General features: G+C 65.8%; 27 protein-coding genes. 13 read left to right on the top strand and 14 right to left on the bottom strand.

Features of this window, described 5'->3' with window-relative positions:
• Positions 1-12: 12 nt before the first annotated feature.
• Positions 13-513, top strand: a complete 501-nt coding sequence (locus tag B9C43_RS24680) for a MogA/MoaB family molybdenum cofactor biosynthesis protein (protein ID WP_033383400.1) — start codon at positions 13-15, stop codon at positions 511-513.
• On the top strand, positions 498-653 hold the full coding sequence (locus B9C43_RS57620) for a fructose-1,6-bisphosphatase (RefSeq protein WP_143446560.1): 156 nt from the start codon (positions 498-500) through the stop codon (positions 651-653). The genes B9C43_RS24680 and B9C43_RS57620 overlap by 16 nt, the downstream gene beginning before the upstream one ends.
• Here the strand turns inward: B9C43_RS57620 and B9C43_RS24675 are convergent.
• From B9C43_RS24675 to B9C43_RS24665, 3 genes are read right to left on the bottom strand one after another with little or no spacing between them, the layout of a single operon-like run.
• The gene (locus tag B9C43_RS24675) at positions 650-1,699 is read right to left on the bottom strand and encodes a sensor histidine kinase (RefSeq protein ID WP_033383399.1); all 1,050 of its coding nucleotides are present in this window, start codon (positions 1,697-1,699) and stop codon (positions 650-652) included. The genes B9C43_RS57620 and B9C43_RS24675 overlap by 4 nt on opposite strands.
• Before the next feature lies 1 nt (position 1,700).
• Entirely contained in the window at positions 1,701-2,393 is a 693-nt protein-coding gene (locus B9C43_RS24670) for a response regulator transcription factor (protein WP_084429472.1), read from the bottom strand.
• 5 nt (positions 2,394-2,398) lie between these two features.
• On the bottom strand, positions 2,399-3,679 hold the full coding sequence (locus B9C43_RS24665; RefSeq protein ID WP_327223057.1) for a hypothetical protein: 1,281 nt from the start codon (positions 3,677-3,679) through the stop codon (positions 2,399-2,401).
• A 143-nt stretch (positions 3,680-3,822) separates the two neighbouring features.
• On the opposite strand from B9C43_RS24665, the gene B9C43_RS24660 reads away from it, so the two are divergent.
• Genes B9C43_RS24660 through B9C43_RS24640 form a run of 5 tightly spaced genes read left to right on the top strand, consistent with a single transcriptional unit; the run spans position 3,823 to position 7,157 of the window.
• Complete coding sequence (locus tag B9C43_RS24660) at positions 3,823-4,473, top strand: glycosyltransferase family 2 protein (RefSeq protein WP_084429471.1); 651 nt, start codon at positions 3,823-3,825, stop codon at positions 4,471-4,473.
• Positions 4,470-5,102: a TIGR04282 family arsenosugar biosynthesis glycosyltransferase gene (locus tag B9C43_RS24655; RefSeq protein WP_033383396.1), complete on the top strand. Its 633-nt coding sequence runs from the start codon at positions 4,470-4,472 to the stop codon at positions 5,100-5,102. Before B9C43_RS24660 ends, B9C43_RS24655 begins: the two co-directional genes overlap by 4 nt.
• Positions 5,099-5,701 (top strand): methyltransferase domain-containing protein, encoded by a 603-nt coding sequence (locus tag B9C43_RS24650; RefSeq protein WP_084429469.1) that lies wholly within the window; start codon positions 5,099-5,101, stop codon positions 5,699-5,701. Before B9C43_RS24655 ends, B9C43_RS24650 begins: the two co-directional genes overlap by 4 nt.
• Positions 5,698-6,762 carry a molybdopterin-dependent oxidoreductase gene (locus B9C43_RS24645; RefSeq protein ID WP_084429467.1) on the top strand — a complete coding sequence of 355 codons (1,065 nt, stop codon included), beginning with the start codon at positions 5,698-5,700 and terminating at the stop codon, positions 6,760-6,762. Before B9C43_RS24650 ends, B9C43_RS24645 begins: the two co-directional genes overlap by 4 nt.
• Positions 6,759-7,157, top strand: a complete 399-nt coding sequence (locus B9C43_RS24640; protein WP_084429465.1) for a hypothetical protein — start codon at positions 6,759-6,761, stop codon at positions 7,155-7,157. The genes B9C43_RS24645 and B9C43_RS24640 overlap by 4 nt, the downstream gene beginning before the upstream one ends.
• Before the next feature lie 8 nt (positions 7,158-7,165).
• On the opposite strand, the gene B9C43_RS24635 is transcribed toward B9C43_RS24640, so the two are convergent.
• The 5 genes from B9C43_RS24635 to B9C43_RS24615 form a co-directional block, all read right to left on the bottom strand.
• The gene (locus B9C43_RS24635; RefSeq protein ID WP_084429463.1) at positions 7,166-7,912 is read right to left on the bottom strand and encodes an ABC transporter permease; all 747 of its coding nucleotides are present in this window, start codon (positions 7,910-7,912) and stop codon (positions 7,166-7,168) included.
• The gene (locus tag B9C43_RS24630) at positions 7,909-8,856 is read right to left on the bottom strand and encodes an ATP-binding cassette domain-containing protein (RefSeq protein WP_084429461.1); all 948 of its coding nucleotides are present in this window, start codon (positions 8,854-8,856) and stop codon (positions 7,909-7,911) included. The genes B9C43_RS24635 and B9C43_RS24630 overlap by 4 nt, the downstream gene beginning before the upstream one ends.
• Positions 8,857-9,300: 444 nt before the next feature.
• Positions 9,301-10,728, bottom strand: a complete 1,428-nt coding sequence (locus tag B9C43_RS24625; RefSeq protein WP_051895451.1) for a S1C family serine protease — start codon at positions 10,726-10,728, stop codon at positions 9,301-9,303.
• Positions 10,729-10,784: 56 nt separating this feature from the next.
• Positions 10,785-11,876: a galactose-1-phosphate uridylyltransferase gene (gene galT / locus B9C43_RS24620; RefSeq protein ID WP_084429459.1), complete on the bottom strand. Its 1,092-nt coding sequence runs from the start codon at positions 11,874-11,876 to the stop codon at positions 10,785-10,787.
• Entirely contained in the window at positions 11,873-12,685 is an 813-nt protein-coding gene (locus B9C43_RS24615; RefSeq protein WP_051895454.1) for a DeoR/GlpR family DNA-binding transcription regulator, read from the bottom strand. The genes galT and B9C43_RS24615 overlap by 4 nt, the downstream gene beginning before the upstream one ends.
• 288 nt (positions 12,686-12,973) lie before the next feature.
• On the opposite strand from B9C43_RS24615, the gene B9C43_RS24610 reads away from it, so the two are divergent.
• The 4 genes from B9C43_RS24610 to B9C43_RS24595 are packed head-to-tail and all read left to right on the top strand — an operon-like array spanning position 12,974 to position 17,470.
• Positions 12,974-14,272 carry an ABC transporter substrate-binding protein gene (locus tag B9C43_RS24610; RefSeq protein ID WP_033383388.1) on the top strand — a complete coding sequence of 433 codons (1,299 nt, stop codon included), beginning with the start codon at positions 12,974-12,976 and terminating at the stop codon, positions 14,270-14,272.
• On the top strand, positions 14,272-15,225 hold the full coding sequence (locus tag B9C43_RS24605; RefSeq protein ID WP_084429457.1) for a carbohydrate ABC transporter permease: 954 nt from the start codon (positions 14,272-14,274) through the stop codon (positions 15,223-15,225). The genes B9C43_RS24610 and B9C43_RS24605 overlap by 1 nt, the downstream gene beginning before the upstream one ends.
• On the top strand, positions 15,222-16,142 hold the full coding sequence (locus B9C43_RS24600) for a carbohydrate ABC transporter permease (protein WP_235038817.1): 921 nt from the start codon (positions 15,222-15,224) through the stop codon (positions 16,140-16,142). The genes B9C43_RS24605 and B9C43_RS24600 overlap by 4 nt, the downstream gene beginning before the upstream one ends.
• A gap of 5 nt (positions 16,143-16,147) precedes the next feature.
• Entirely contained in the window at positions 16,148-17,470 is a 1,323-nt protein-coding gene (locus B9C43_RS24595; protein ID WP_200825680.1) for a glycoside hydrolase family 36 protein, read from the top strand.
• Here B9C43_RS24595 and B9C43_RS24590 read toward each other — a convergent pair.
• Both B9C43_RS24590 and B9C43_RS24585 read right to left on the bottom strand, forming a co-directional pair.
• Complete coding sequence (locus tag B9C43_RS24590) at positions 17,460-18,380, bottom strand: serine hydrolase (RefSeq protein WP_143446559.1); 921 nt, start codon at positions 18,378-18,380, stop codon at positions 17,460-17,462. The two genes, B9C43_RS24595 and B9C43_RS24590, sit on opposite strands and share 11 nt — an antisense overlap.
• 53 nt (positions 18,381-18,433) lie before the next feature.
• Entirely contained in the window at positions 18,434-19,051 is a 618-nt protein-coding gene (locus B9C43_RS24585; protein ID WP_051895447.1) for a TetR/AcrR family transcriptional regulator, read from the bottom strand.
• A 110-nt stretch (positions 19,052-19,161) separates the two neighbouring features.
• Between B9C43_RS24585 and B9C43_RS24580 the strand changes: the two genes are divergently transcribed.
• On the top strand, positions 19,162-19,959 hold the full coding sequence (locus B9C43_RS24580) for an esterase/lipase family protein (RefSeq protein ID WP_084429453.1): 798 nt from the start codon (positions 19,162-19,164) through the stop codon (positions 19,957-19,959).
• Positions 19,960-20,039: 80 nt separating this feature from the next.
• Positions 20,040-20,897 carry an alpha/beta hydrolase family protein gene (locus B9C43_RS24575; RefSeq protein WP_084429451.1) on the top strand — a complete coding sequence of 286 codons (858 nt, stop codon included), beginning with the start codon at positions 20,040-20,042 and terminating at the stop codon, positions 20,895-20,897.
• Position 20,898: 1 nt separating this feature from the next.
• On the opposite strand, the gene B9C43_RS24570 is transcribed toward B9C43_RS24575, so the two are convergent.
• The 4 genes from B9C43_RS24570 to B9C43_RS24560 form a co-directional block, all read right to left on the bottom strand.
• The gene (locus B9C43_RS24570; protein WP_033383378.1) at positions 20,899-21,702 is read right to left on the bottom strand and encodes an ABC transporter permease; all 804 of its coding nucleotides are present in this window, start codon (positions 21,700-21,702) and stop codon (positions 20,899-20,901) included.
• A complete protein-coding gene (locus tag B9C43_RS56825; protein ID WP_160096670.1) occupies positions 21,699-21,836 on the bottom strand; it encodes a hypothetical protein in 138 nt (45 codons plus the stop codon). The genes B9C43_RS24570 and B9C43_RS56825 overlap by 4 nt, the downstream gene beginning before the upstream one ends.
• Positions 21,833-22,795 (bottom strand): ATP-binding cassette domain-containing protein, encoded by a 963-nt coding sequence (locus B9C43_RS24565; RefSeq protein ID WP_084429449.1) that lies wholly within the window; start codon positions 22,793-22,795, stop codon positions 21,833-21,835. The genes B9C43_RS56825 and B9C43_RS24565 overlap by 4 nt, the downstream gene beginning before the upstream one ends.
• Before the next feature lie 90 nt (positions 22,796-22,885).
• Positions 22,886-24,493, bottom strand: coding sequence for a hypothetical protein (locus B9C43_RS24560; RefSeq protein ID WP_084429447.1), 1,608 nt, complete (start codon positions 24,491-24,493; stop codon positions 22,886-22,888).
• Positions 24,494-24,532: the final 39 nt, after the last annotated feature.

The following is a 24,532-nucleotide window of genomic DNA, read 5'->3' as shown; positions in this document are numbered from 1 at the left end:
ATCTTGGAGCCCATGGAACGCAGCGCGCAGCGGCTGGGCAGGGCTCTCATCGTCGTCGTCGACGACCGGATCGCGCACGGTGAGAACGAGGATTCACCGGGTCCGCTCGTGACCGAACTGCTGGAGGAGGCCGGGTTCATCGTCGATGGAACGGTCGCGGTCGCGGGCGAGGTCGTCGACATCCGCAACGCGCTGAACACCGCGGTGATCGGCGGTGTGGACCTCGTGGTCACCGTCGGTGGCACGGGCCTGCTCCCGCGTGACGTCACACCGGACGCCACCCAGGGTGTGCTGGACAAGCGGATCCCCGGGATCGCCGAGGCTCTGCGCTCGTCCGGTCTGGCCGCCGGTGCGGTGGACGCGGGCATCTCGCGTGGCCTGGTCGGTGTGTCGGGCAGCACCCTCGTGGTCAACCTGGCCGGTTCGCGCGCGGCCGTCCGTGACGGCATGGCCACGCTGTCCTCGCTGGTCCCGTATGTGATCGGGGAGCTGTCCGGGTGGGACGGGAACTGACACCAGAGGAACGCCGCCGCAAGATCGACGAGGTCTTCGGCGATGTTCTGCCGGATACGACCAAGGACGAGCGCGAGCCAGAGCCCGAGCAGCGGGACGACGACTGGTACTTGCGCAACAAGCCGCCGCACCACGGCTAGACGACGAGCGGCAGGCGTACCTCAAAGCGGCAACCGGGGCCGTGGTTATGCGCGGTGATCCGGCCCCGGTGGGCCTCTACCAGGCCTTTGGCGATCGCGAGGCCCAAACCCGCACCGATCGGTTCGTCTCCCCGCGGGGCGGGCGTGCGGGCCGCACTGCCCCGGAACGCCACCTCGAAGACCCGATCGAGCTCTTGCTCGGGGATCCCGCCACACGTGTCGTCCACTGACAGGACGGCACTCGTGCCATCCACTCCAAGCTGTACGGCCACGGTTCCGTCCGGTGGCGTGTGCCTGATCGCGTTCGATACCAGGTTACGTACGACCCTCGCGAGCTCGGGATCACTGCCGAGCACGACCGGCCACGCTTGGGCGTCGGCAACCAGACGGACCTTCTTGCGTTCGGCGACAGGCTGCTGACCAGCCAGAGCGTCGCTGACGACGTCCTGGAGGGCCACTTCGGACAGGGTCAGCTCCAGCGCTCCCGCGGTGATCCTGGACAGCTCGAACAGGTCGTCGACCATTCCGGACAGCCGCCGGGTCTCGCCGCCGATCCGGTTGGCGTACTCGGCGACCTCACGCGGTTCGGCCACCACGCCGTCGGCCAAGGCCTCGGCCATCGCCTGGATCCCGGCCAACGGCGTGCGCAGATCGTGGCTGATCCACGCCACCAGTTCGCGCCGCGAAGCCTCGGCGGCACGTTCGCGGTCGCGCGCCTCCCGCTCCCACACGCTGCGAGCCGCGATCATGCGCCCAAGCAGGATGGCCGCGGGCAACGTCACGACCACAACGAGCAGGCACACCAAAAGCATCGTGGTCAGAGTCGCGTTGAACATGAACCCGCTGACGCCGAGCACGCCGACGACGACGGCCGCGACCGGGATGATCACGAGCACGGTCAGGTTGGTCGCAAGCCGCCTTTTGCGCAGCAGGTAGAGCACAACGACACCGATCACCGTCACGGGCACGGTGAACGCCAGCGCGAACGGCAGGATGTGCAGTGCGTGCTCCACCATCGCGCTGAACGGCTCGGACGGATCGATCACGCTAGGCGCGGTCATAGCGATACCCCACTCCCCACACGGTCGCGATCCGGGCCGGTTTCGCCGGGTCCGCTTCGATCTTCTCGCGCAGTCGTCGCACGTGGACGGTCACAGTGGACTGATCGCCGAAGTCCCATCCCCACACCTTGGCCAGCAGCTCGACCCGGGAGAACGCCGTTCCCGCATTGGACATCAGGAACAGCAGCAGGTCGAATTCCCTGGTGGTCAGCGACAGTTCAGTGCTTCCCAGAATGGCCTTGCGCGCGCCGACCTCCAGCGTCAGGTCGTCATCGGTGACGACCTGACGGCTCGGTGAGGCGGGCACAGTGCGAGCGCGACGCAGGACTGATCCCACGCGTAGCGCCAATTCCCTGGGACTGAACGGTTTCGTCACGTAGTCGTCGGCGCCGAGCTGCAGTCCGGCGATCCGGTTTTCCTCTTCGCCGAGTGCCGTGAGCATCACGATCGGTACGGCGCTGTGCTGGCGGATCCGCCGGCACACTTCAAGGCCGTCGATCCCGGGCAGCATCAGGTCGAGTACGAGCAGGTCCGGTTCGGACTCGGCGACCAGCGCGAGCGCGTGCTCGCCATCGCCGGCGAGCGTGACCTTGTGCCCGGCCAGCTCTAGGTATCGCCGCACGACGTCACGGACCGTCTCGTCGTCGTCCACCACCAGCACGTGGCCTTGTTCGCTCATCGTCCTCACCAGTTCGTCAGCAGCAAGTGATTCACCATAAGCGCGGTGCCCGCCTGCGCCACCAGCCACCACCGCCGAGTTCCGGGCAGGAATCCGGCCGCGGGCACCAGCCAGACGGCGAAGGGCAGCCAGATCCGCTCCACCTCCGACTTGGACAGGCCGGAAATGTCAGCCATCAGGATGACCACTATCGCGGCCACCACCAATGAGAAGCGCCGGGCGCGCGGCAGCCCGGCTGCCACCGCAGGCCCGATGACCAGCGCGAGGCAGGCCAGGTTCGCCCACACCCAGTACCAGTACGGCCGGTCGTTCGCGATGCCCTGGTAGTACCGCTCGACGACCAGGTGATAGCCGTCGAACCACCAAAACCCCGCCCACGCGAACACCGCCACGACAGCGCAGGCCGCCAGCACCCCGAGCACCAGAGTCCGCCAGCTCCGGGTCACGGCACACACGACCAACGCCACCACGGCGATTAAAACAAGGCCGTACGACAAAAACGCGCCGAAGCCCAGCAGCAGCCCGCCTGCCAGCGCAGACAGCTTGGTCCGCATCGCAAGCAACGCGATGCCGGTGGCCGTGACACCGGCGAACATCGCGTCGGCGGACGTTCCCAGCCAGACCGCGCCTGGGAAGAGCACGATGAACGGCAGCGTGGCCTTCGCAAGCTCAGGTTTCCCCAGAGCCGCAACAGCAACAGGAACAGCGACGGCCGTGAGGGCGCCGACGAGAATGCACAGCATCCCGGCCCAGCCACCGCCGGACAGGCCGAGGTGGTCCAGCCATACGAACACCAGCGTGGCGCCCGGCGGATGCCCGGACACGTGCGTAGTCCAGGAATCCGGCTGGAAATCCAGGATTCTCGACGAGAACGTGCGCAGGAAGACACCGATATCGGTGATCCCCGGTACCTCTTTGAGGTATTCGTCCGGGCTGGTGAGCTGCTCGGCGATGCCGGGCTGCCAGCCGTCGATCAACGCGAGCGACACAATCCAGCTGACGCTGGCCACGTAGCCGAGCAGCAGCGCTTTCCGCCATGGCAAGCGGGAAGCCAGCGAAGGACCCCATGCGACGACGGCGATCGCCACCATGATCGACAGCGGCGTGCCGATTCCGATGTGCGGCGCCCATTGGCCGAGAATGGGCCATTCGCCGAACGTGTCCGGCGCACCTGGGAAGTGTTTACTGCCGTACAGCCGGATTCCGAAACCGAAGCCAACGGCGATGGCGGCGACCAACAAGGCGAGCGCGACCACATCGCCGCGAATTTTGACAGCGCGGGACACGGGCCGACCGTAGTGCCCTGCGAGCACGACAACCAGCTGAAACCGGCCGCCGTCACAACTCCGTAAGAAGTTCGGCGGCGTCACAAAATGGTAAGCGCTGCAACAGGTACGTAAGTCTCCATGATGGACTTAACTCCCTTTTCATGGACATGGTCGATGTGGTGCTGCCTTGCCTCGACGAGGCCGCGGCGCTGCCGTCAGTGCTTGGCGCGATGCCCGCTGGGTACCGGGCGATCGTGGTGGACAACGGGTCGTCCGACGGTTCACCCGAGATCGCGGAGCGCCTCGGCGCCAAAGTGATTCATGAACCTCGGCGCGGCTACGGCGCTGCCGTCCACACAGGACTCGAGAACGCCACCGCCGACTTGGTGGCGTTCATGGACGCGGACGCGTCACTCGACCCGGCGGACCTGCCCCGCCTGGTCCAGAGCGTCCGAGACGGCGCCGACATGGCGGTGGCCCGCCGAAAACCGATCAGCCGTGACGTGTGGCCGTGGCACGCCAGAGCAGGAAATGCCGTTCTCGCGGCGTTGTTGCGAAGCCGAGGCCTGCACGTGAAAGACATCGCACCGATGCGAGTCGCACCGCGCGCCAGACTGCTGGCCCTCGGCGTCGAGGACCGCGCCTTCGGATATCCACTGGAACTGCTGCTTCGAGCCAGCAAGAGCGGCTGGCATGTGGTGGAGCACGACGTGGACTACCAAGCGCGTGCGGCCGGCACCAAATCCAAGGTCTCCGGTTCCGTCAAAGGGACGCTACGGGCGATCCGTGACATGGTGGGGGTTCTGCGATGACAAGTGTGCTCGTGATGGCCAAGGCGCCCGTCCCAGGCTTGGCCAAGACCAGGCTCTGCCCGCCCGCGACTCCCCACGAGGCTGCGGACATCGCTGCTGCCTCGCTCCTGGACACCTTGGATGCCGTACTCGCGGTTGCTGATGTCACACCGGTTGTCGCCTTCACCGGTGACCTGGACCAGGCAGCGCGTCGAGACGAACTGGCGTCCCTGCTGGGACAGGTGACCGTAATTCCACAGCGCGGCAATGGTTTTGGCGCACGCCTGGCCAATGCTCACCGAGACGTGGCCAGGTTCGGACCGGTGCTGCAAATCGGGATGGACACGCCTCAAGTCACCCCCGCGCTGCTGACAAGCGCGTTGGAGCGTCTGGAAGAACTGGATGCTGTGCTGGGTCATGCGTCAGACGGCGGGTGGTGGGCGCTGGGCCTGCGCGACCCCCTTGAGGCGGCCGTACTGCGAGATGTGCCGATGTCCAGGCCGGATACCGGCTCGCTGACCTGGCTCGCATTGAGCCACCTGCGAATGGGTCATCTGCCCGTGCTGTCTGATGTGGACACGATGGCGGACGCGCAACGCGTAGCGAGCCAGACAAGTGGCCGGTTCGCCTCGACAGTAGGTGCCCGATGACCGGGTTCGACGCGGCGTTGAAGAGCAGTGAATGCTGGCTTGAGCTGGCCACTGGTGAACGGATCACGTTGCCGGTCGACCGGTGGCGGGCCACTGAGCCGAGCGACGAGATGCTGCTCGCGCACTGCTCAGGCCCGACTTTGGACATTGGCTGCGGTCCCGGCCGCCTGACAAGCGCTTTGTCGGTCCGGGGAATTCCGGTTCTTGGCATCGACGTGTCCGCGGTCGCGGTGCGGCTCACACTTGCCCGCGGCGCGGTGGCCTTGCGGGGTGACGTCTTCGATCCGTTGCCCGGCGAAGGGCGTTGGCACAGCGCGCTTCTGGCGGACGGGAATGTCGGCATCGGCGGCGATCCGGTCCGGCTGCTGCGCCGAGTTCGCGGCCTGGTCGCTCGCAACGGCAGAGTTCTTGTGGAGCTCGATCCGCCAGGAACGGGCCTGCGGAACCACTCGGTCCGCGTGAACGGCCTGGGCACATGGTTCCCATGGGCCTGGGTCGGCGCGGACGCGGTCGACGAGATCGCACTCCAGGCAGGGTTCAGGTCGAGGTGGGTCGCCGAGGGCGGCAACCGGTGGTTCACGGAGTTGGTGCCGCGATGAAGTTCCGAAGCGCCGCGCACAATGAGAAGGCCACAGCGAGGATCGGCTTGTGGCTGGGGATCGCGTTCCTGGTCTGCTTTGTCACCGGGTTGATCAGCCACGCGATCCAGCACCCGCCGTCCTGGTTCTTCTGGCCGTCACGCCCGGTGAACTTCTACCGGATCACGCAGGGCCTGCACGTGATCTCCGGTGTCGCGGCGATTCCGTTGCTGCTGGCCAAACTCTGGTCGGTCTATCCGAAGCTGTTCGAACGTCCACTGGTCAAGTCGTTGCCGCACGCCCTGGAGCGCGGCTCGATCCTGGTGCTGTCCGGGGCCGCGTTCTTCGAACTGGTCACCGGGATCTTCAACGTCGCCCAGAACTACGTATTCACATTCTACTTCCCGGCGGCACACTACGCCGTCGCCTGGGTCGCGGTGGGGTCGATCCTGGTGCACATCGCCGTCAAGCTGCCGGTTGTCCGGCGTGCGCTGCAGCGTGATACTTCGCCGGATCTTTCTCGGCGGGCGTTCTTGCGGACGACATGGCTGGCTTCCGGTGTCGCTGTGGTGGCGACCGCTGGCGTAACGGTTCCCTTCCTGCGGAACGTTTCCACGCTGGCTTGGCGGTCGGCCAAGGGGCCGCAAGGTGTGCCGGTGAACCGGACGGCGGCGGCCGCGGGTGTGACCAAGGATCCTTCGTGGACATTGGAAGTCGCGGGAAAGCGATTCACTTTGGACCAGCTGTCCGCGATGCCGCAGACGACGGCTGATTTGCCCATCGCGTGTGTCGAGGGGTGGAGCCAGTCGGCCAGCTGGACCGGGGTTCCAGTTGCCGACGTGCTCAAGGCCGCGGGTGTTCAGCCTGGTGCGGCGGTACAGGTTCATTCGATGGAGCAGAACGGGCTGTACCGGACAAGCACGTTGCCTGGGGAACACACCAAGGATCCGTTGACACTGTTGGCTTTGCGGTGCAACGGCGAGGTGCTCGACATGGATCACGGTTACCCGTGCCGGATCATCGCACCGAGCCGGCCTGGCGTGTTGCAGACCAAGTGGGTCAACCGGCTGGAGGTGCTGTGAAGACGCGGCTTCTGGTGGGTGTCGCCGGGCTCGTGATGATGGCCTGGGGTGCCTTGCTGGCTCTTGAGGTTCCGCAGATCGTGGAGTTCGGCGCGTGGTTTCTGGCCGGTCCGCTGGTGCACGACCTCGTGCTCGCTCCAGTCGTCGGCCTTGCCGGGCTTGCCTTGAAGGGACCCGTCAAGGCCGGAGCTGTGGTCTCCGGGATCCTCGTCCTGATCGCGGTTCCGGTGATCTGGCAGCCACACGTGCCGGTCAACCCCGGCTTGCACGACCGGAACTACTGGCTGGGCTTGGCGATCAGCCTTGCCGTGGTCTGGCTGCTTGTGCTGGTCAGGCTCTTCTGGAAACACGTGCGACGTCGCCTCGGCGAGACTGAGTTCACCGAGGCGACGTAAGCGCGCGGTCATGCCCGCTTGTTGAACTTCGACCGGGCCCAGGCGTAACCGACGACGCTGAGGCCGAGCGCCCAGGCGATCGCGGCCAGCGTCTGACCGTTGTTCGGCACGCCGTCGAGGAACCCGCGGACAGATTCGATGATCGACGTGAACGGCTGGTACTGGGCGAACTCCCGGATGCCAGGGCCCATTTTGTCGGCGGGGACGATCGCGCTGCTGAAGAACGGCAGCATGATCAGCGGCACCATGGCGCCACCCGCGGATTCCTGGGTCTTCGCGGCCAGGCCGATGGCGACAGTGATCCAGCTGACGCCGATGATCACAAGCAGAAGCACGCCGACGGCGGCGAGCCACTGCAGGAAGGACGCGTTGGGGCTGAAGCCGAACAGGAAGGCCACACCTATGACGGCGAGGAGAGCGAGCACGACACGCACCACAGTGGACACGACGTGCCCGGTCAGCACGGCGCCGCGGGAGACGTCCATGACCTTGAACCGGTTGATGATGCCCTTGGTCATGTCGGCGTTGACGGAAATAGCGGTGGCGCTGAGGCCGTAGCTGATCGCCAACATGAGCATGCCCGGTGTGGCGTAGTTGATGTAGTCGCCGCTGCCGACGTTGAACGCATCGCCGAAGACGTACACGAACATCAGCATCATGACGATCGGCATGATGATCGAGTTGAAGACGGTGAACGGGTAGCGCAGGGTGTGCTTGAAGTTGCGGCGCAGCATGATCGCTGAATCGGTGCTCATTTGGTGACAACCTCCGTCTTGGCATCGTGACCGGTGAGGGCAAGGAAAACGTCGTCGAGGTCCGGCATCCGCACGGTGAACTCGTCGACGTCGATGGCGTACTCGTCGAGCCGGTCCAGCAAGGTGCGCATCGACTTGACGCCACCGTCGCTGGGCACACGCAGGATGAGGCTCTCCTCATCCGGGGCGCTGCCAGGCAGCACACGGACAGCGGCCTGGAGCTGTGCGACGTCGGCGAACCGCAGTTGCACGTGACCACCGGGAATCTTGCGCTTGAGCTGCTCGGGAGTGCCCTCGGCGACGACCTTGCCCTGGTCGAGCACGGCGATCCGGTCGGCGAGCTGGTCGGCTTCCTCGAGGTACTGGGTGGTGAGAAAGATGGTGATGCCATCGGCCACGAGCTCACGGACGATGTTCCACATCGTGCGGCGGCTGCGCGGGTCCAAGCCGGTGGTCGGCTCGTCCAGGAAGATGATCCGCGGCCTGCCGACCAAGGTCATCGCCAGGTCGAGCTTGCGCCGCATACCACCGGAGTAGGTCGATGCGCGCTTGTCGGCGGCTTCCTTAAGGTCAAAGCGCCGCAGCAGGTGCTCGACGACGGTCTTGCCCTCGCCGCCCTTGAAGTGGTGCAGGTCCACCATCAGCTGCAGGTTCTCGCGGCCGGACAGCAGTTCGTCCACGGAAGCGAACTGGCCGGTGACGCCGATGGACGAACGGACCTGCTTGGTCTCAGTCGCGACGTCGTAACCGGCGACCCGCGCTGTCCCAGCGTCCATCTTGAGCAACGTGGTCAGCAGGTTCACCGTCGTGGTCTTGCCGGCACCGTTCGGTCCGAGCAGGGAGAAAATCGTGCCCGTTTGCACGTCCAAGTCGATGCCGTCGAGCACGACTTTGTCTTTGTAGGCCTTCTTCAGACCCGAAGCCGTAATCGCTGAACTGGTCATGGCAGTACTGTGATCGGCCGCCCTGACACGGGCCTGACCTCAGCCTGACACGGTCCCTGACATGACGTTTCACCTGGTCAGAAGGTTCTGGGCCAGGCGAGTCAACGGCTTCGTCGGCAAGGATCCCAACTACGACGTGGCCACCGGCGCCACCGACTCGGCGGCCTGTGGGACGTCTCGGCAAATGATTCGTCCGCGCTGCCGCCGCGCGCCCCTCCAAACGCCGGAGCCGCACAAGACGGACGAGGGGGTATCCGTCTGTGCGGCTCGGCATGTGCCGGCTCAGGGGCATTGAGCCGGGGGCCGATCTCCCCGAGAGAATCGGCGGTTCCGATCCACTCGACTGGACCGGAGTTGTCCCCTCCCCGCGAGGCCCACGCTTGCCCTGCTCAAGCTGGGCCTCGGCGAGGAGAGCTGGTCTCGGCCGCTTGTGCGGCCGAGCGTCTAGTTGACGGGTACCGGTTGACCGCCCAGGGTCGCGGTCACTGTCTTGCTGCCGTTTCCGATCGTCAGGGTCACCTTGTCGCCTGGTGCCAAGGACCGGACCGCGGCCACGAGCGCGTCGGAGGTGTCGATGCGACGGTCGTTCAGCTTGGTCACGATGTCACCCACCGCTACTCCGGCTGTCTCGGCCGCCCCGCCTGGGACGACCTGGCTGACGCGGGCGCCGCCGTTGGGGTCGGTCTGCACCGAGACACCAAGCACTGTCTGGGTTGCCTTGCCTGTCTTCACGATCTCGTCCGCGGTCCGCCTGGCCTGGTCGATCGGGATCGCGAAGCCGATCCCGACCGAACCGCCCTGCTGGCGGGACGAGCTGCCCGGGCTGTAGATCGCCGAGTTGATCCCGACGACCTGGCCGGCCATGTTCACCAGCGGCCCGCCCGAGTTGCCCGGGTTGATCGCGGCGTCGGTCTGGATCGCGTCCATCACGGTCGCCTCGGAGCCGTTGTCGCCGCCTGCCCTGGTCGGTCGGTGCAGGGAGCTGACAATGCCTGAGGTCACCGTGCCGGACAGCTCGAACGGCGAGCCGATCGCGACCACGGCCTGGCCGACCTTCAGGTCGTCCGATCTGCCGAGTGTCACGGGGATCTTGCCGGAGACCCCCTTGGCCTGCACGACGGCGAGGTCGGATGACGGGTCGCGGCCGACGACCGTGGCGTCCGCCGACTGGCCGTCCTGGAAGACGACCTTGAGCGTGCCGCCGTTCGCGGCCTCTTCGATCACGTGGTTGTTCGTGACCACCAGGCCGTCCTGCCTGATCACGAACCCGGAGCCCTCACCGCTGCGGGTACGCAGCTGCACCACGCTAGGCAGCAACTTGTTCGCAACGGCCTCGATCGTGCCGTCCGGGGCATTGGCGGACACGTTCGCGGCGGGCGGGGGCACGTCAAGCGCGGATGGCGCGGACGACGCGTTGTTCTCGGAGACGAGGTAGCCGCCAAGGGCACCCGCACCCCCACCAACGAGCAGCGCGAGCACCGCGACTCCGGCAACAAGGCCGTTGGCGCGGCGTGGCGGCGACGCTTGTCCCATAGGTGGTGGCGTCGGGTACGTGTGAGTCGTGCTCGGTGGCACGTACACACCGGCTTGGCCCTGGTGGCCTGGCGCCGCGGTGCCGAAGAGCACCTGCTGGTGCTGGGCGGACCAAGGATCGGCCGGTGTGTCAGTCCCTTGCGACTCCTGGGGAGTCTCCCGCTGCAACTCCTGCGTCGGCTGCCACTGCGCCTGCTCCGTCGCCTGGGCATCGGGCTGGGCGGCTGGCTGCTCCTGCTGAGGCTGCTGCTCCTGCCTAGTGGGGTCCTGCGGGCGCCAGTACGCGTCCTGCGGGTCCTGCCGCGGCGGCTCCTGCGGGCCGGGGCTGTTCTCGGTCATGGCACTTAGCTTGCCGTCATCTCCTGAGATTCGCCTGAGATGAACCTAGGACTTTCTCACGAGGCGTTCCTGAGCCGCTCGGCCACGGCTTCCGGGGTCACGTCGTTGATCCACACCGCCATCCCGGACTCGGACCCGGCCAGGTACTTCAGCTTGTCCTTGGTCCGCAGCACGGAGAACACCTCGAGGTGCAGCCAGGCCAGGTCACGGCCTTCGCGCACCGGTGCCTGGTGCCACGCGGCTATATAAGGAAGCGGACGGTCGTACAGCGAGTCCAGGTGCTTGAGCACACGTGAGTACAGGTCGGCGAAGTCGTCGCGCTCAGCCGAGGTCAACGCGGGCAGGTCGGGTACCTGACGGTGCGGCACGACGTGCACCTCGACCGGCCACCGCGCAGCCGCAGGAACAAACGCCGTCCAGTGCGCGGAAGTCTCGATCACCCGAGTGCCTACCGCCCGCTCGGCGGCCAGCACGTCACCCATCACGGGGCGACCGTGTTTGTCCTGGTACGCCGACGCGACCTCGAGCATGCGCTCGGTGCGAGGCGTGATGAACGGGTACCCGTAGATCTGGCCGTGCGGGTGGCTCAGCGTCACGCCGATCTCCTCGCCACGGTTCTCGAACGGGAAAACCTGTGCCACGTAAGGCAGAGCGGACATCGCCTCGGTCCGGTCGGCCCACACGTCGACCACGGTCCGGATCCGGGGCACGCTCAGCTCGCCGAAGGAGCTGTTGTGGTTGGAGGTGAAACAGACCACCTCGCACCGGCCGTTGCCCGGCGCGCGCGGCACCATGTCCATTCCGTCCACAATGGTCGGAGCGAAGCCGTCCCCGTTGGTGTGCGAGAACGACGGGAAGCGGTTCTCGAAGACCACCACGTCGTAGCTCGACTCCGGGATCTCGGTCGGCCGGCCCGGCTGGCTTGGACACAGTGGACACGTCTCGACCGGCGGTTTGTACGTCCGCGTCTGCCGGTGGGCGGCCATCGCCACCCACTCGTCGGTCAGCGGGTCACGCCGGATCTCCGAGCCGGGGTGAAACGGGGGCAGGTCTCTTGTGTCTTTCGCGGTACGTGCCGGCGCGCCCGGTGTGTCGTCGAAATACACGATCTCCCGGCCATCGGCCAGCCGGGTCACGGTACGCCTCACGCGGTTTCCCCTCCGGTGTCGGACATCCCATCCTCATCGACGTCGGCGATCATCAACTCGCCGACCCGCTCGGCCAGGAACTCCCGGCCTTCCTGACTCAACCCGTCGTCCGTCACCAGCACATCGACGTCCTCGAGGTCCGCGATGGTGGAAATCCCGACGGTTCCCCACTTCGTGTGATCGGCGAGCACGACCAGCCGTCCGCCTGCCTCGACCAGAGCGCGGTTGGTCTCGCTCTCGTTGAGGTTCGGCGTCGTGAGACCCGGCCCTGCCGCCATACCGTGCACGCCAAGGAAAACCATGTCCAAATGCAACGACCGCAGTGTGTGCACCGCAACCGGACCGACTAAAGCGTCCGACGGCGTACGCACTCCGCCGGTCAGTACGACTGTCCTATCCGAACGGCCCGTGCGTTGTAAGACGTCGGCGACCTGGATCGAGTTCGTGACCACGGTCAGTTCGGGCACGTCGTCGAGGTAGCGGGCGAACGTCCAGGTCGTCGTCCCCGCCGACAGCCCGATCGCGGTGCCCGGCTTGACCAGGGTCGACGCGAGTGCGGAGATCGCTTCCTTCTGCGGCAGCTGCTGGACGGACTTCGCCTCGAAACCGGGCTCGTCGGTGCTGCGGCCGACGACCGCGGTCGCGCCGCCGTACACCTTCTCGACCAGGCCACGGCGGGACAGCACCTCGAGGTCGCGGCGTACGGTCATGTCCGAAACGCCCAACCGGTCGACCAGGTCGCTGACCCGGACCGCCCCGGTCTTCTTGACCTCTTCGAGGATCATCGACTGCCGCTGCCGCGCGAGCACCGCACACCCCTTCCAGCCCATGCCGTCACCCGTCGCGACGACACGCACCCGCCGCGAGCATAGGCGACAACGCAACATACTCAAACATTCGACTCGACCGATGTTGTTCGATGTTCGGCCCGAAGCACCGGACACCGAGCATCGATTAAGCCCAGGTCCACCTCTCATTTTACCTGGACTACGTTCATCCAACCGGGTTAACAGCTCCGTAACGAGGCTTGACAGGACGTGCCTTCGCTACCAGATTGTGAGCACTCTTGTTGGAGTCCGTGGGGTTTGGAGCGACATATGAACCGCATCGATGCGATGATCGGGCGCAGAACAGCCATGAAGGGTCTGTTCGCCACCATGGGTCTCGCGGCCGTTCCCGGACTGGCCGCCTGTGGTGACTCCGGCTCCTCCGGCGGTGGCGGGACCGGACCGATCACCCTCGGATCGAACTACTCCGACGCGGTGCCCAAGGGTGCGCTCGACGAGGTCATCAAGGCCTTCACCCAGGCACAGGGCGTCCAGGTGAACATCAACACCAAGGACCACGAGGCGTTCCAGCAGCAGATCAACTCGTACCTGCAGGCGGGCGCGGATGACGTGTGGTCCTGGTTCGCCGGGTTCCGGCTGCGCTTCTTCGCGTCCAAGCAGCTGGTCGGCGACGTCTCCGAGCTGTGGAAGTCGCTGGAGGGCAACTACACCCAGGCCCAGAAGGAAGCGTCGACCGGCGACGACGGCAAGCAGTACTTCGTGCCGTTCTACTCCTACCCGTGGGCCGTGTTCTACCGGCCGAGCATCTTCCAGCAGAAGGGCTACACGGTCCCGAAGACGTTCGACGAGCTGATCACGCTGTCCACCAAGATGAAGGCCGACGGGCTGGTGCCGATCGCGGCCGGGCAGAGGAACGGCTGGCCACTGCTGGGCACGTTCGACCAGATCAACTTCCGCACCAACGGCTACCAGTTCCACGTCGACTTGATGGCCGGCAAGGAGGACTGGGCGGGCCCGAAGGTGCGCGCCACGTTCGACAACTGGAAGCGGCTGCTGGAGTTCTACCAGCCCAACTCGCTCGGCCGGGACTGGCAGGACGCCGCGCAGTCGGTGGCCAAGGGCGAGGCCTGCATGATGGTCGCGGGCTCGCAGCAGATCGGTCAGCAGTTCAAGACCGCGAACCTGCTCGACGACCTGGACTTCTTCACCTTCCCGCAGATCGACCCGGCGCACGGCACGGACACCATCGAGGCCCCGATCGACGGCTGGTGCCAGGCGGTCAAGCCACGCGACAAGGCCAACGCGGACAAGCTGCTGACCTACCTCTCCACCGCACAGGCCCAGCAGGCGTACCTGAAGTCGGACCCGACGAGCATCGCGGCCAGCAACAAGGCGGACGCCAACGCCTACAACAAGCTTCAGCAGAAGTGCGTGCAGTTCGTCAACGAGGCCAAGCACATCACCCAGTTCCTCGACCGCGACACCGATCCCGGCTTCGCCAGTGAGGTCGCGATCAACAGCGTGAACGACTTCATCAAGAATCCCAATGACATCGACGGTCTGGTACGCAGGATCGCAGACCAGGCGAAGCAGTACTTCCAGAAGTAATGACAGTTCTGGAGAACACTCCACGCGTCGACCCGACGCCGCCTCGCAAGAAGGGGCGGCGCCGGGCTACGGCGCTGTCCGGCACCGACCGGATTGTGTTGCTGCTGATGGTCGGCATCCCCACGCTGCTGCACTTGGCGTTGGTGTGGGTGCCGACGTTGTCCTCCGTGCTGTTGTCGTTCACGTCGTGGGACGGCATCGGCGACCTCGACCAGATCAAGTTCGTCGGGACCCGCAACTACGCCGAGATCTTCACCACCTATCCCCGGTTCTGGCCCGCGGTGCAGCACAACCTGATCTGGCTGGCGTTCCTGATCCTGCTGCCGACCAGCTTCGGCCTGCTGCTGGCGGTACTGCTGGACCGGAAGCTCAAGTTCACCAGGATCTACCAGTCGATCCTGTACCTGCCGGTGGTTTTGGCCCTTGCCATGGTCGGCTTCATCTGGCAGTTGATGTACGAGCCGAACCTCGGCCTGGTCAACAACGTGCTCGGGATCGCGGAGTCCAATCCCGTGGACTGGCTCGGTGACTCGGATATCAACATCTACGCCGTGCTGATAGCCGCGGGCTGGAAACACACCGGTTACGTGATGTTGTTGTACTTGGCCGGGTTGAAGTCGTTCGACCCGGCACTCAAGGAAGCCGCGGCACTGGACGGTGCCAACGGCTGGCAGACGTTCTGGCGGGTCACTTTCCCCGTGCTCAAGCCGATCAACGTGATCGTGCTGGTGATCACCGTGATCGAGGGCCTGCGGGCGTTCGACATCGTCTACGCGATCAACCGCGGCCGCAACGGGCTCGAACTGGTCTCCGTGCTGATCACCGACAACATCATCGGTGAGGCCAGCCGGATCGGCTGGGGCTCCGCGCTCGCGGTGATCCTGCTGGTGATCTCGCTCGGCTTCATCATCACGTACCTGGTCCAGGTCTTCCGTCGGGAGGAACGAGCGTGACCACGACGTTGGACCGCCCTCCTGTCCGGAAAGCAGGCGCGGGCGAGCGGGAGAAGAACGCGAAGATGCGGGCCAGCCGCATCGCGTTGCACACGTTCCTGATCGCGGTTTGCCTGATCTGGCTCGCTCCCTTGCTGTGGACGGCGTTCGCGTCGCTTCGGACGTACGAGGACACCGCCGCCAACGGCTACTTCTCGCTGCCGTCCGAGCTCACGCTGAGCAACTTCACCAAGGCGTGGGAGACCGCGGACCTGCCGAACTACTTCTGGAACACGCTGGTCATCACCATTCCCGCGCTGATCATCACGTTGCTGTTCAGCTCGTTCGTGGCGTTCGGCGTGACCAGGTTCAGCTTCAGGTTCAACCTGGCGCTGCTGATGCTGTTCACCGCGGGCAACCTGTTGCCGCAGCAGGTCATCATCACGCCGCTGTACCGGTTGTTCCGGCTGATCCCGGTGCCCGAGTGGATCAACTACCGGTTGACCCTGCTGGACACCCAGCTGGGCCTTGTGCTGATCCACATCGCGTTCCAGGTCGGGTTCTGCACGTTCGTGCTGAGCAACTACATGAAGACCATCCCGAACGAGCTGACCGAGGCCGCTCGGGTGGACGGAGCCGGTGTGTTCCGTCAGTACTGGCAGGTCATCCTGCCACTGTGCCGACCCGCCCTCGGCGCACTGGCCACCCTCGAGTTCACCTGGATCTACAACGACTTCTTCTGGGCCATCGTGTTGATCCAGACCGGTGACAAGATGCCGATCACCTCGGCGCTGTCGAACCTGAGAGGCCAGTTCTTCACCGACTACAACTTGCTCGCGGCGGGTTCGCTACTGGTGGCACTGCCTTGCCTGGTGGTGTTCTTCGCACTGCAACGGCAGTTCGTCGGTGGTCTGACCCTAGGATCGACGAAAGGCTGATACCCGTGCGGCCGGTGACCGACATCCCCATCGACCCAACCCGCGCCGTCATCCACGAACAGGGCTGGCAGTCCTGGTCGCCGTCAACGTCATACCGTCCCGGCTCGCCGCCACACCGACCGCCGAACACGATCAGGCGGGTCGGGGCATGGCGGGCCGAATCCCTTCCCCCGCCGGATGTCTACCGCGGTGAGGGACTGATCGCGGTGGATCCCGGAGACGGACCGGTGCACGTGATCGCCTCGGCGGACCCGGTGAACTCCGTCCCGGCCATCGACGTGTCCATCGTGGACTCGAAGGCGGTCGTGACAGCGGCTGACGACGTTGTGGTGACAACACATGACGGTTCAGTCCAGGAAGCGCTGGCGCGCTGGGCGGACTCGGTGGTGTCCACCCTGGGACTGGTGGCGCCCCGGCCCGCGCCGACGATCTGGTGTTCCTGGTACCAGTACTTCACCAAGGTCACCGAGGCCAATGTGGACTCGAACCTTGCGCTGATGGACCGGTTGCCGGTCGACGTCGTGCAAGTGGACGACGGCTACCAGGCGGAGATCGGCGACTGGCTGGTCCCGTCACGCGATTTCACCGATGTGCCAGGGTTGTTCGCGCGGATCACGGATTCGGGCCACCGGGCGGGTATCTGGACGGCGCCCTTCCTGATCGGCGCGCAGTCCCAAGTCGCGGCCGAGCACCCGGATTGGCTGGTACGCAACTACGACGGCACACCGGTTAAAGCGGGTTACAACTGGAACCAGGTGCTGTACGCCCTGGACAGCACGCATCCTGACGCGGCCGAGTATCTGTCGACGGTGTACCGGACGTTCCGCGGCTGGGGCATCGACTTCCACAAGATCGACTTCATCTACGCGGGTGCGCTGTTCGGCGAGCGGCACAACGACATCTCGCCGATCCAGGCGTACCGCGACGCTTTGCAGCTGATCAGGGAAGCGATCGGACCGGACGCCTACCTGCTGGGCTGCGGCGCGCCGCAACTTCCGTCGATCGGCTTGGTGGACGCGATGCGAGTCAGCCCCGACATCGCACCGACGTACATGCCCGTGGACGGCGACATTTCCATGCCAGGCCAATGGGGCGCGGTGCTCAACGGCGAGTCGCGAGCGTTCCAGCACGGACGGTTCTGGGTCAACGACCCGGACTGCATCGTTGCCAGGCCTGGAATCGAGCGGCGCGAGGAGTGGGCCGAGCACGTGTCGAAGTTCGGCGGCCTGCGCGGCTCGTCGGATGCCATTGACCAGCTTGACGAGTGGGGCCTGGAGACCACCCGGCGGTTGCTGAGCGAACCCGTCCCGCGCTACTTCATCGAGTGACCTCGGCGCTGGACTCCGGTGACGGCATCGCGCTCATGATCGCCTTGGCGAGCACGGATACGTTGGCGCGTGCCACACCGGCCGACGGTGTCTGGCTGGTCAGAAGCACGACGGCGTAATGGTCACTGCCGTTGGCGACAACGCCCGCGCTGTGCAGGTAAAGCCTGTTGCCGTAGTACATCCAGCCTTGCTTGGTGACCGCCTTGGGCAAGCCCAGCAGACCGAATTCCTGGTTGAACCCGTCGACGGCGGTCGCCGGGGCGGCACTGAGCGCGGCCAGGATGGTGTCCCGGTCGCCGGGATCCATCTCGGTCATGATGTGCTGGTAGAGCCGGGCATACCCGGCGGGCGAGACCACCGCCTCACCCCATTGGCTGCGGTCGTCGGGGCCATGAGTTCCGGTCATGCCAAGAGAACTGGCCACGCGGTTCATCGCGTCCGGACCGTCGAACCTGACCCACAAGGAGTTCATCGCGTTGTCGTCGCTCGGGCCGAGCGCACGCGTGATCAGGTTCTGCACCGGCGGGGTGACCTCGACGTCACGGTCGAGCATGTCGACGATGAGCATGAGTTTGCTGAGCGATGCCGAATAGAACTGCTCGGTGCCGGAGGTGGCGAGTTGTCCGGTGCGCACGTCCATCACAGCGATGCCTGAGGTGACCCCCTGGGGTACGGCCGCGGTCGCTGCGTCAACCATCGCGGCGGCGAAGTTCGTCGCCTGCGGTGCTTGCGCGAGCGGTTCCCTCGACGGCTCTGGCTCGGGTGACGGCTCGATCGTGATCGGCGGCGCTGCCATCTCGACGACTGCGGGGTCGGCCGGGGTAACCGACATCGCCGGAGCTGACGCCACCACCACGATCGCGGCCACCAGGTAACCGCTGAGGAGGGCTCTTCTACCCGAGGGGGTCACGCAGTCAAAGCTAAGAACCCCAACTAGGAAATGGGTGAGAACAACCTGTCGATTTACTCTCGACCGGCCGTCCCCAGCCGCTGCGTCCACGCGGTGTGCTCGTCCGGATCCAACACGCTACCGATGAACAGATCCCGTAGCGCCACAAACAAGTCCTCGGTGTCACTTTCCTGCGACTCGACCAGATGGAGCAGACCGAAGCCGAGTCCCAATGCGACAAACGCGCGTGCGGCACCTACTCCCCTTGGCGCGCCCGCGGCGTTGAGCCCGGCGACCGCCCAATCCTGATAGCTGGCCAGTGCGTTGCGGGCCGCCTCAGCCAGTTCCGGAGTGCGGGCCGCGTTCAACAGCACCTCGTAGAACGCCAGCCGCTTGGACTTGTCCAGACCCATGACTTGCTGGGCGTACCACTCGGCGACCTGCGCGGGTGCGACATCGCCCTGGTGCGGCAGCCCGATCTCCTCGGCCCGTTGCTTGACGAACGCGGTCAGCGCCTCGGCGATGAGCTCGTCGATCGACGAGAAGTAGTAGCTCGCCGTCGCCAAGGGCACCTCGGCGCGTTCCGTCACGGCGCGGTGCGTTGTCCCTGCTACGCCCCTTTCGCCGACCACCTCGACGGCGGCTTCCAGCAAGGCGTCCCGGCGGGGCTGTTTGCGTCGGTTGCGAGCCATACCTGGAACGGTACCGAACAAATTTCTTGGATGTAGTTCTTGGAAGTTCTTCCAAGTCCGGTGTAGCGTCCAGCGCGTAACCGGATTCCCACGCTCAGTGAGGAGTGCAGATGAATCGGGTACTCCGGCGGGTCCTAGCCCTGTCCGCCGCCGGCCTGCTTTTCGCCGCCACCCCCGCCACCGCCGCCGAGGCTTCTGGTGGCGTCAACGACTTCTCGTGCCGCCCGTCGGCGGCTCACCCACGACCGGTCGTCACCGCACACGGCCTGTTCGGCAACGGCCCAGGCAACTTCCTGGCAATCGCACCTTTGCTGGCAAGCAAGGGTTATTGCGTCTTCACCCCGACGTACGGCCAGTCCGTCATCCCCGGAATCGGTGGTACGGACTACGTCCAGAACTCCGCAAAGGAGTTCGGGTCCTACATAGACAAGGTGCTCACCGCGACCGGCGCGGCCAAAGTGGACGTCGTCGGCCATTCGGAGGGCGGCATCATGCCGCGTTACTACCTCAAGAACCTCGGCGGCGCGGCCAAGGTCAACCACTTCGTCGCGCTGGCGCCGCCCAACCACGGCACGACCATGAGCGGGATCGCCGAACTCGCCAAGCTCTTCCCTGGCGCGGCCCAGTTGCTCGTCGGCGGGCTTTGCAAGTCCTGCCTTCAGCTGATCCGCGACTCGGACTTCATCCGAGACCTCAACGCGGGTGGCGAAACTCAGCCAGGCGTGCGCTACACGGTCATCGTGAGCACAACGGACTTCCTGGTCACGCCGACTTCCACGTCCTTCCTGACCGGCCCGGACGTGCGCAACATCGTGATTCAGGACGAGCACCCCGGCGTGTTCGTCGGACACATCCAACTGGCGTACGACCCGATCAGCATCGGCTACGTCACAGCGGCTCTGGCATAAACGAGCAGTCACCCTTGTTGGTAGCTCCAGTTGATAGTCACTAATTCTGACTATCATTTGGAGCTACCAAAGGAGCTGTGATGCCGGTATCGACGATTTCGTACGGCCCGGAACCGTCGCAGGTCGGCGACTTGTACTTGCCCGAGGGCGAGGGGCCGTTCCCGGTCGTGCTGCTGATCCACGGCGGTTACTGGACGGCCTTGTTCGACCGGTTCCAGGTCGTTCCGGTCGCCGAAGCCCTGGTCGCGAACGGGTACGCGGTCTGGAACATCGAGTACCGGCGCATCGGCGAGGACGGCGCGGGCTTCCCCGGGACGTTCTTGGACATCGCCACGGCCACGGACAGGATCGCTGAACTGGACCCCAAGGTGGACCCGAGCCGGGTGCTCGTCGTGGGCCACTCGGCGGGTGGACACCTCGCAGGCTGGGTAGCGCATCGTGCAGTCCTGCCGACAGACGCACCGGGCGCGAACCCGAAAGTGGTTCCGCTGGGCGCGGTCTCCCTTTCGGGCGTCCTCGACCTCGCGGCGGGCGATGCCAACCGCGCCGGTCACGACCTGACCGATCCCAATGTTCCACCGCCCGCTGGGGTTGTCGCGGAGCCCCGCGCGGACATGATTCCCGTGGTCTCCAAGCTGCTCAGCGAAGGTGCGATCAACGCCCTGTTGGGTGGCCACGCAGACGAGGTGCCTGAGCGGTACGCCGTCACGTCACCGACCGCGTTGGACAACGGCCGAGTGCCGCTGCTGGTCGTGCACGGAAGCGCCGACGACGTCGTGCCGCCGAGCTACGGCAGCGTGTACGTGACAGGCGCGACCGCCAAAGGAATTGACGCGAAGTACGTGGAAGTACCTGGCGCCAACCACTTCGACGTCATCAACCCAGCACACAAGACGTGGGACACCGTCCTGCCGTGGCTGGCCGAACGGCTCAAGTAGCTCAGCGGCTCACCGCCTTGCGGTATCGGTTGATCGCGAAGGGAACGAAGATCAGCAGGATGATCGCGGTCCAGCCGAGCGTCGCCAGTACCGGGTTCTGCAGTGGCCACGCGTCCGGTGTGGGTAATGCCGGATGCGTGTTGCCGAACAGGTTCCTGGCCGCCTGCGTGATCGCCGAGACCGGGTTCCACTCGGCGATGACCTTCAACGCGCCCGGCAGGTTGTTCGACGGGACAAAGGTGTTGGCGACGAACGTCAACGGGAAGATCACCATGAAGCTGGCGTTGTTGAACACTTCCGGGCTGCGGATCCACAGGCCGATCACGGCCATCATCCACGACAGCGCGTAGGCGAACAGCAGCAGCAAAGCGAAGCCCGCCAACGCTTCCAGCAGCGAGGTGTGCACCCGCCAGCCGACGAGCAGTCCGGTCAAGGACATCACGACCAGGCTGATCAGGTTGATCACGACGTCGCTGGTGGTCCGGCCGACGAGCACCGCTGACCGGGCCATCGGCAAGGACCGGAACCGGTCGACGATGCCTTTCTGGATGTCCTCGGCCAGCCCGAGGCCGGTCCACGTCGCCCCGAACACCGCGGTCTGCACGAAGATGCCCGCCATCAGGAACTCCCGGTAGGACACCCCGGGGATCGAGATCGAACTGCCGAAGACGTATGCGAACAGCAGGACGAACATGATCGGCGAGAGCAGCGTGAACACGATCAGATCCGGCACCCGCTTGATCTTGATCAGGTTCCGCCGCGCGATGGTCATCCCGTCGCTGAAAGCCAGCGCGATCGTGCTCATTTCCCCTCCCCAGTATCGAAAATCCGGTCAAGCACCCCGCCGACCGGCAGGATCACCCAGGCACCGGTGTCGTCGCGCACCGCCACCTCGCGCCCCGACACCACGTCGACAACCGCCGATCCGTCGTCGCTCATGTGCCTTCCGTCCCTTCGACTTCGGCTTCGTGACCGGTCAGCGCCAGGAAAACGTCGTCCAAAGTGGGCCGTCGCAGACCGACGTCCTGCACCTTGACCGACACCTCGGACAGCCGGCCGAGGCCGTCGACCAGCACGGCGGAGCCGCCGCTGACCGGCACGGTCATCCGGCGGGAACTCACGTCGATCTGGATGTCCCCGACCGCGATGGACGCCAACGCGGTCCGTGCGGTCTCCAGGTCGTTCGCGTCGACCAGCACCAGTTCCAGCCGTTCGCCGCCGACCTGGCCCTTCAACTGGTCCGCCGTGCCCTGCGCGATCACCTTGCCGTGGTCGATCACCGAGATCTGGTCGGCCAGGCGTTCGGCCTCCTCCATGTACTGCGTGGTCAGCAGCAGCGTCGCGCCGCCACGCACCAAGTCCTCGACCACGTCCCACAACCCGAAGCGGGCCCGTGGATCCAAGCCTGTCGTGGGCTCGTCGAGGAAGAGCACCTTGCCGCTGCCGACGAGTGCGCCCGCCAGGTCCAGGCGCCTGCGCATGCCGCCGGAGTAGCCCTTCACCGGCCGGTCCCCCGCATCGACCAGGTCAAAGGCTTCCAGCAACTCGCGTGCCCGCGCCCGGCTGCGTTTCGCGCCGAGGTGGTACAGCCTGCCGACCATGTCGAGGTTCTCGAACCCGGTCAGGTATTCGTCGACGGCCGCGTACTGCCCGGAGACCCCGATCTGCTTGCGCAGCTGGCGCGCGTCGGCGACGACGTCGAGCCCGGCGACGGTCGCTTTGCCGCCATCCGGTGGTAACAGTGTCGTGAAGACCCGTACGGCCGTTGTCTTGCCCGCTCCATTGGGCCCGAGCAAGGCCATCACGGTGCCTTCTTCGACCTCCAGGTCCAGCCCGTCAAGCGCGACGATCGAGCCGTAGCGCTTGACCAGGCCTTCCGCGAGGATCGCATGTGCCATGTCCGCTCCCCAAGGCGTTCGGTGTGACGCCGGTCATCCTGCACCCGACCACCGACAAAAAGCGCCCCGGTTTCTCGCGAACCGGCCGAATCACTCCTGCGAGTGAAGTGTGGTCGCCTTGTGTGCCACCTTGCGGGCGTGCTTGGCGATCCTCTTGTCCGGGTGGTACTTGCCGAGCAGGTTCAACGTCGCGACCACGTCCGGATGTGGCAACCGCCACATGACGTCGAGCAACTCCACCTCATTGCCCGTCGGCAACAGCGGCGCCACAGCGGGCCCGAGGTCAGGGATGCCCTGTTCGTCGGCCTCGACGAACAACGTCAGCCCGTCGATGGTGATCCAGCCGAGCTCGGACAGCTCCAACTCGGTCTCACCCAGCGCATAGCGGGCATACGGCCGCAAGGCATCGACGTCCAGCACCTCACGCCAAACCTCGGCCACGCCGAGTTCGGTCACCACGCCAGTCGCCCAGACCCGGACACGCGCGGGCCCATCGGCCGCCACCGCCAGCAGTTCCCGCGCGGCAGGCACCGTTTCCCGCGACGACAGCCACGCGGCCTGCTCAGCGGCCATCTCCGGGCCACTGAGATCCATCGCGAGCGCGGCCAGATCCGCGGCCGTCATCTCGGCGGACGGCGGCAACAGCGGAACGTCGACCCCGTTGGCCATGAAGTGTTCTCGCACGGCATTCAACGCCAACGGTGTGTACCTGACGTTCTCGCCATCGACCTCGAGGCCGCCGATCTCGGTCATCACGTGGATGAAGAAGTCCGCCGGATCGCCGTGTTGCTCGACGTAGCCGTGCCACTCGTCCTCGGTCAGCTCGTGGATCAGCTCGCTGATCTCGGTGCGCGGCAAGCCGACGTCCCGCGCGAGGAACAGCATGATCAGCAGGTTCGCCGGCACGTCGGCGAAGTCGATGTCCGAACCGCGGAAATCGGCGACGCGGTCGAGGACGAACCCGAAGGTCGAGATGAACCCGGTCTGCCAGATCTCCGCGACGTTCCCGCCGTCCGGCCACTGCTCGAACCCGCCGGGCAGCGGGGCGAACGAGCCGGACTCGGTCGACGCGAACCCGGCGAACTCGGCCAAGTCCGCCAGCACCCTGATCTCCAGCTGGTCATCGACGCCAAGCGCGGCTGCGGCCTGCGCGACAGCCTCGTCGGTCAGCTCGTCATCGTCGTCGACTTCCTTGCCGTCGCCCGCCCACGCGGCCAGCTCGTGTGCCCTGGCCAAGAGCTTGCTTTGCTTGGCGGCGGCGAGAAGTACGTCGGCCGACGGCAGCCGGATGCCGGGCATGCGGTCGCTCGGCAGCCCGAGTTCTTCGAGCATCTCGGCCAAGCCGTGGCTGGCCGGCGCGTTCTCCGCGACGATCTCCATGAACTCCGGCACGGCGTCCTCGAGCTCCGTCAGCAGCTCGCCGGTCGTGTCGGTGGTCTCCTCGATGAAGTCGACCAGGTCCCTGGCCGCCTCGACGATCTGCACCGCGTCGGTCCCGCTCGGAATCTCCACCCGTCGCGGGTAGACCTCCAGCAGCAGCTCGTCGAGGTCACCGGGCTCGAAGCTGCCCGGTGTGCGGTGACCGAGGTGGTCACGGGCGAGCTCGAACATCAGCCGCAGCTCATCGCGGTTGACCGGCCTGCCCGCCGCCCATTTCTCGATCTCGTCGAGCTTCACTTCGATCGCGTCAACCGCCATGGCGGGCACCCTAGTGGTTGCGAGCGGCAGATCGCTGGG

The sequence above is a fragment of the Kibdelosporangium aridum genome (genome assembly GCF_900176515.1).
Taxonomy (GTDB): Bacteria; Actinomycetota; Actinomycetes; order Mycobacteriales; family Pseudonocardiaceae; genus Kibdelosporangium; species Kibdelosporangium aridum.
This window is presented reverse-complemented; position numbering and strand designations above follow the sequence as displayed.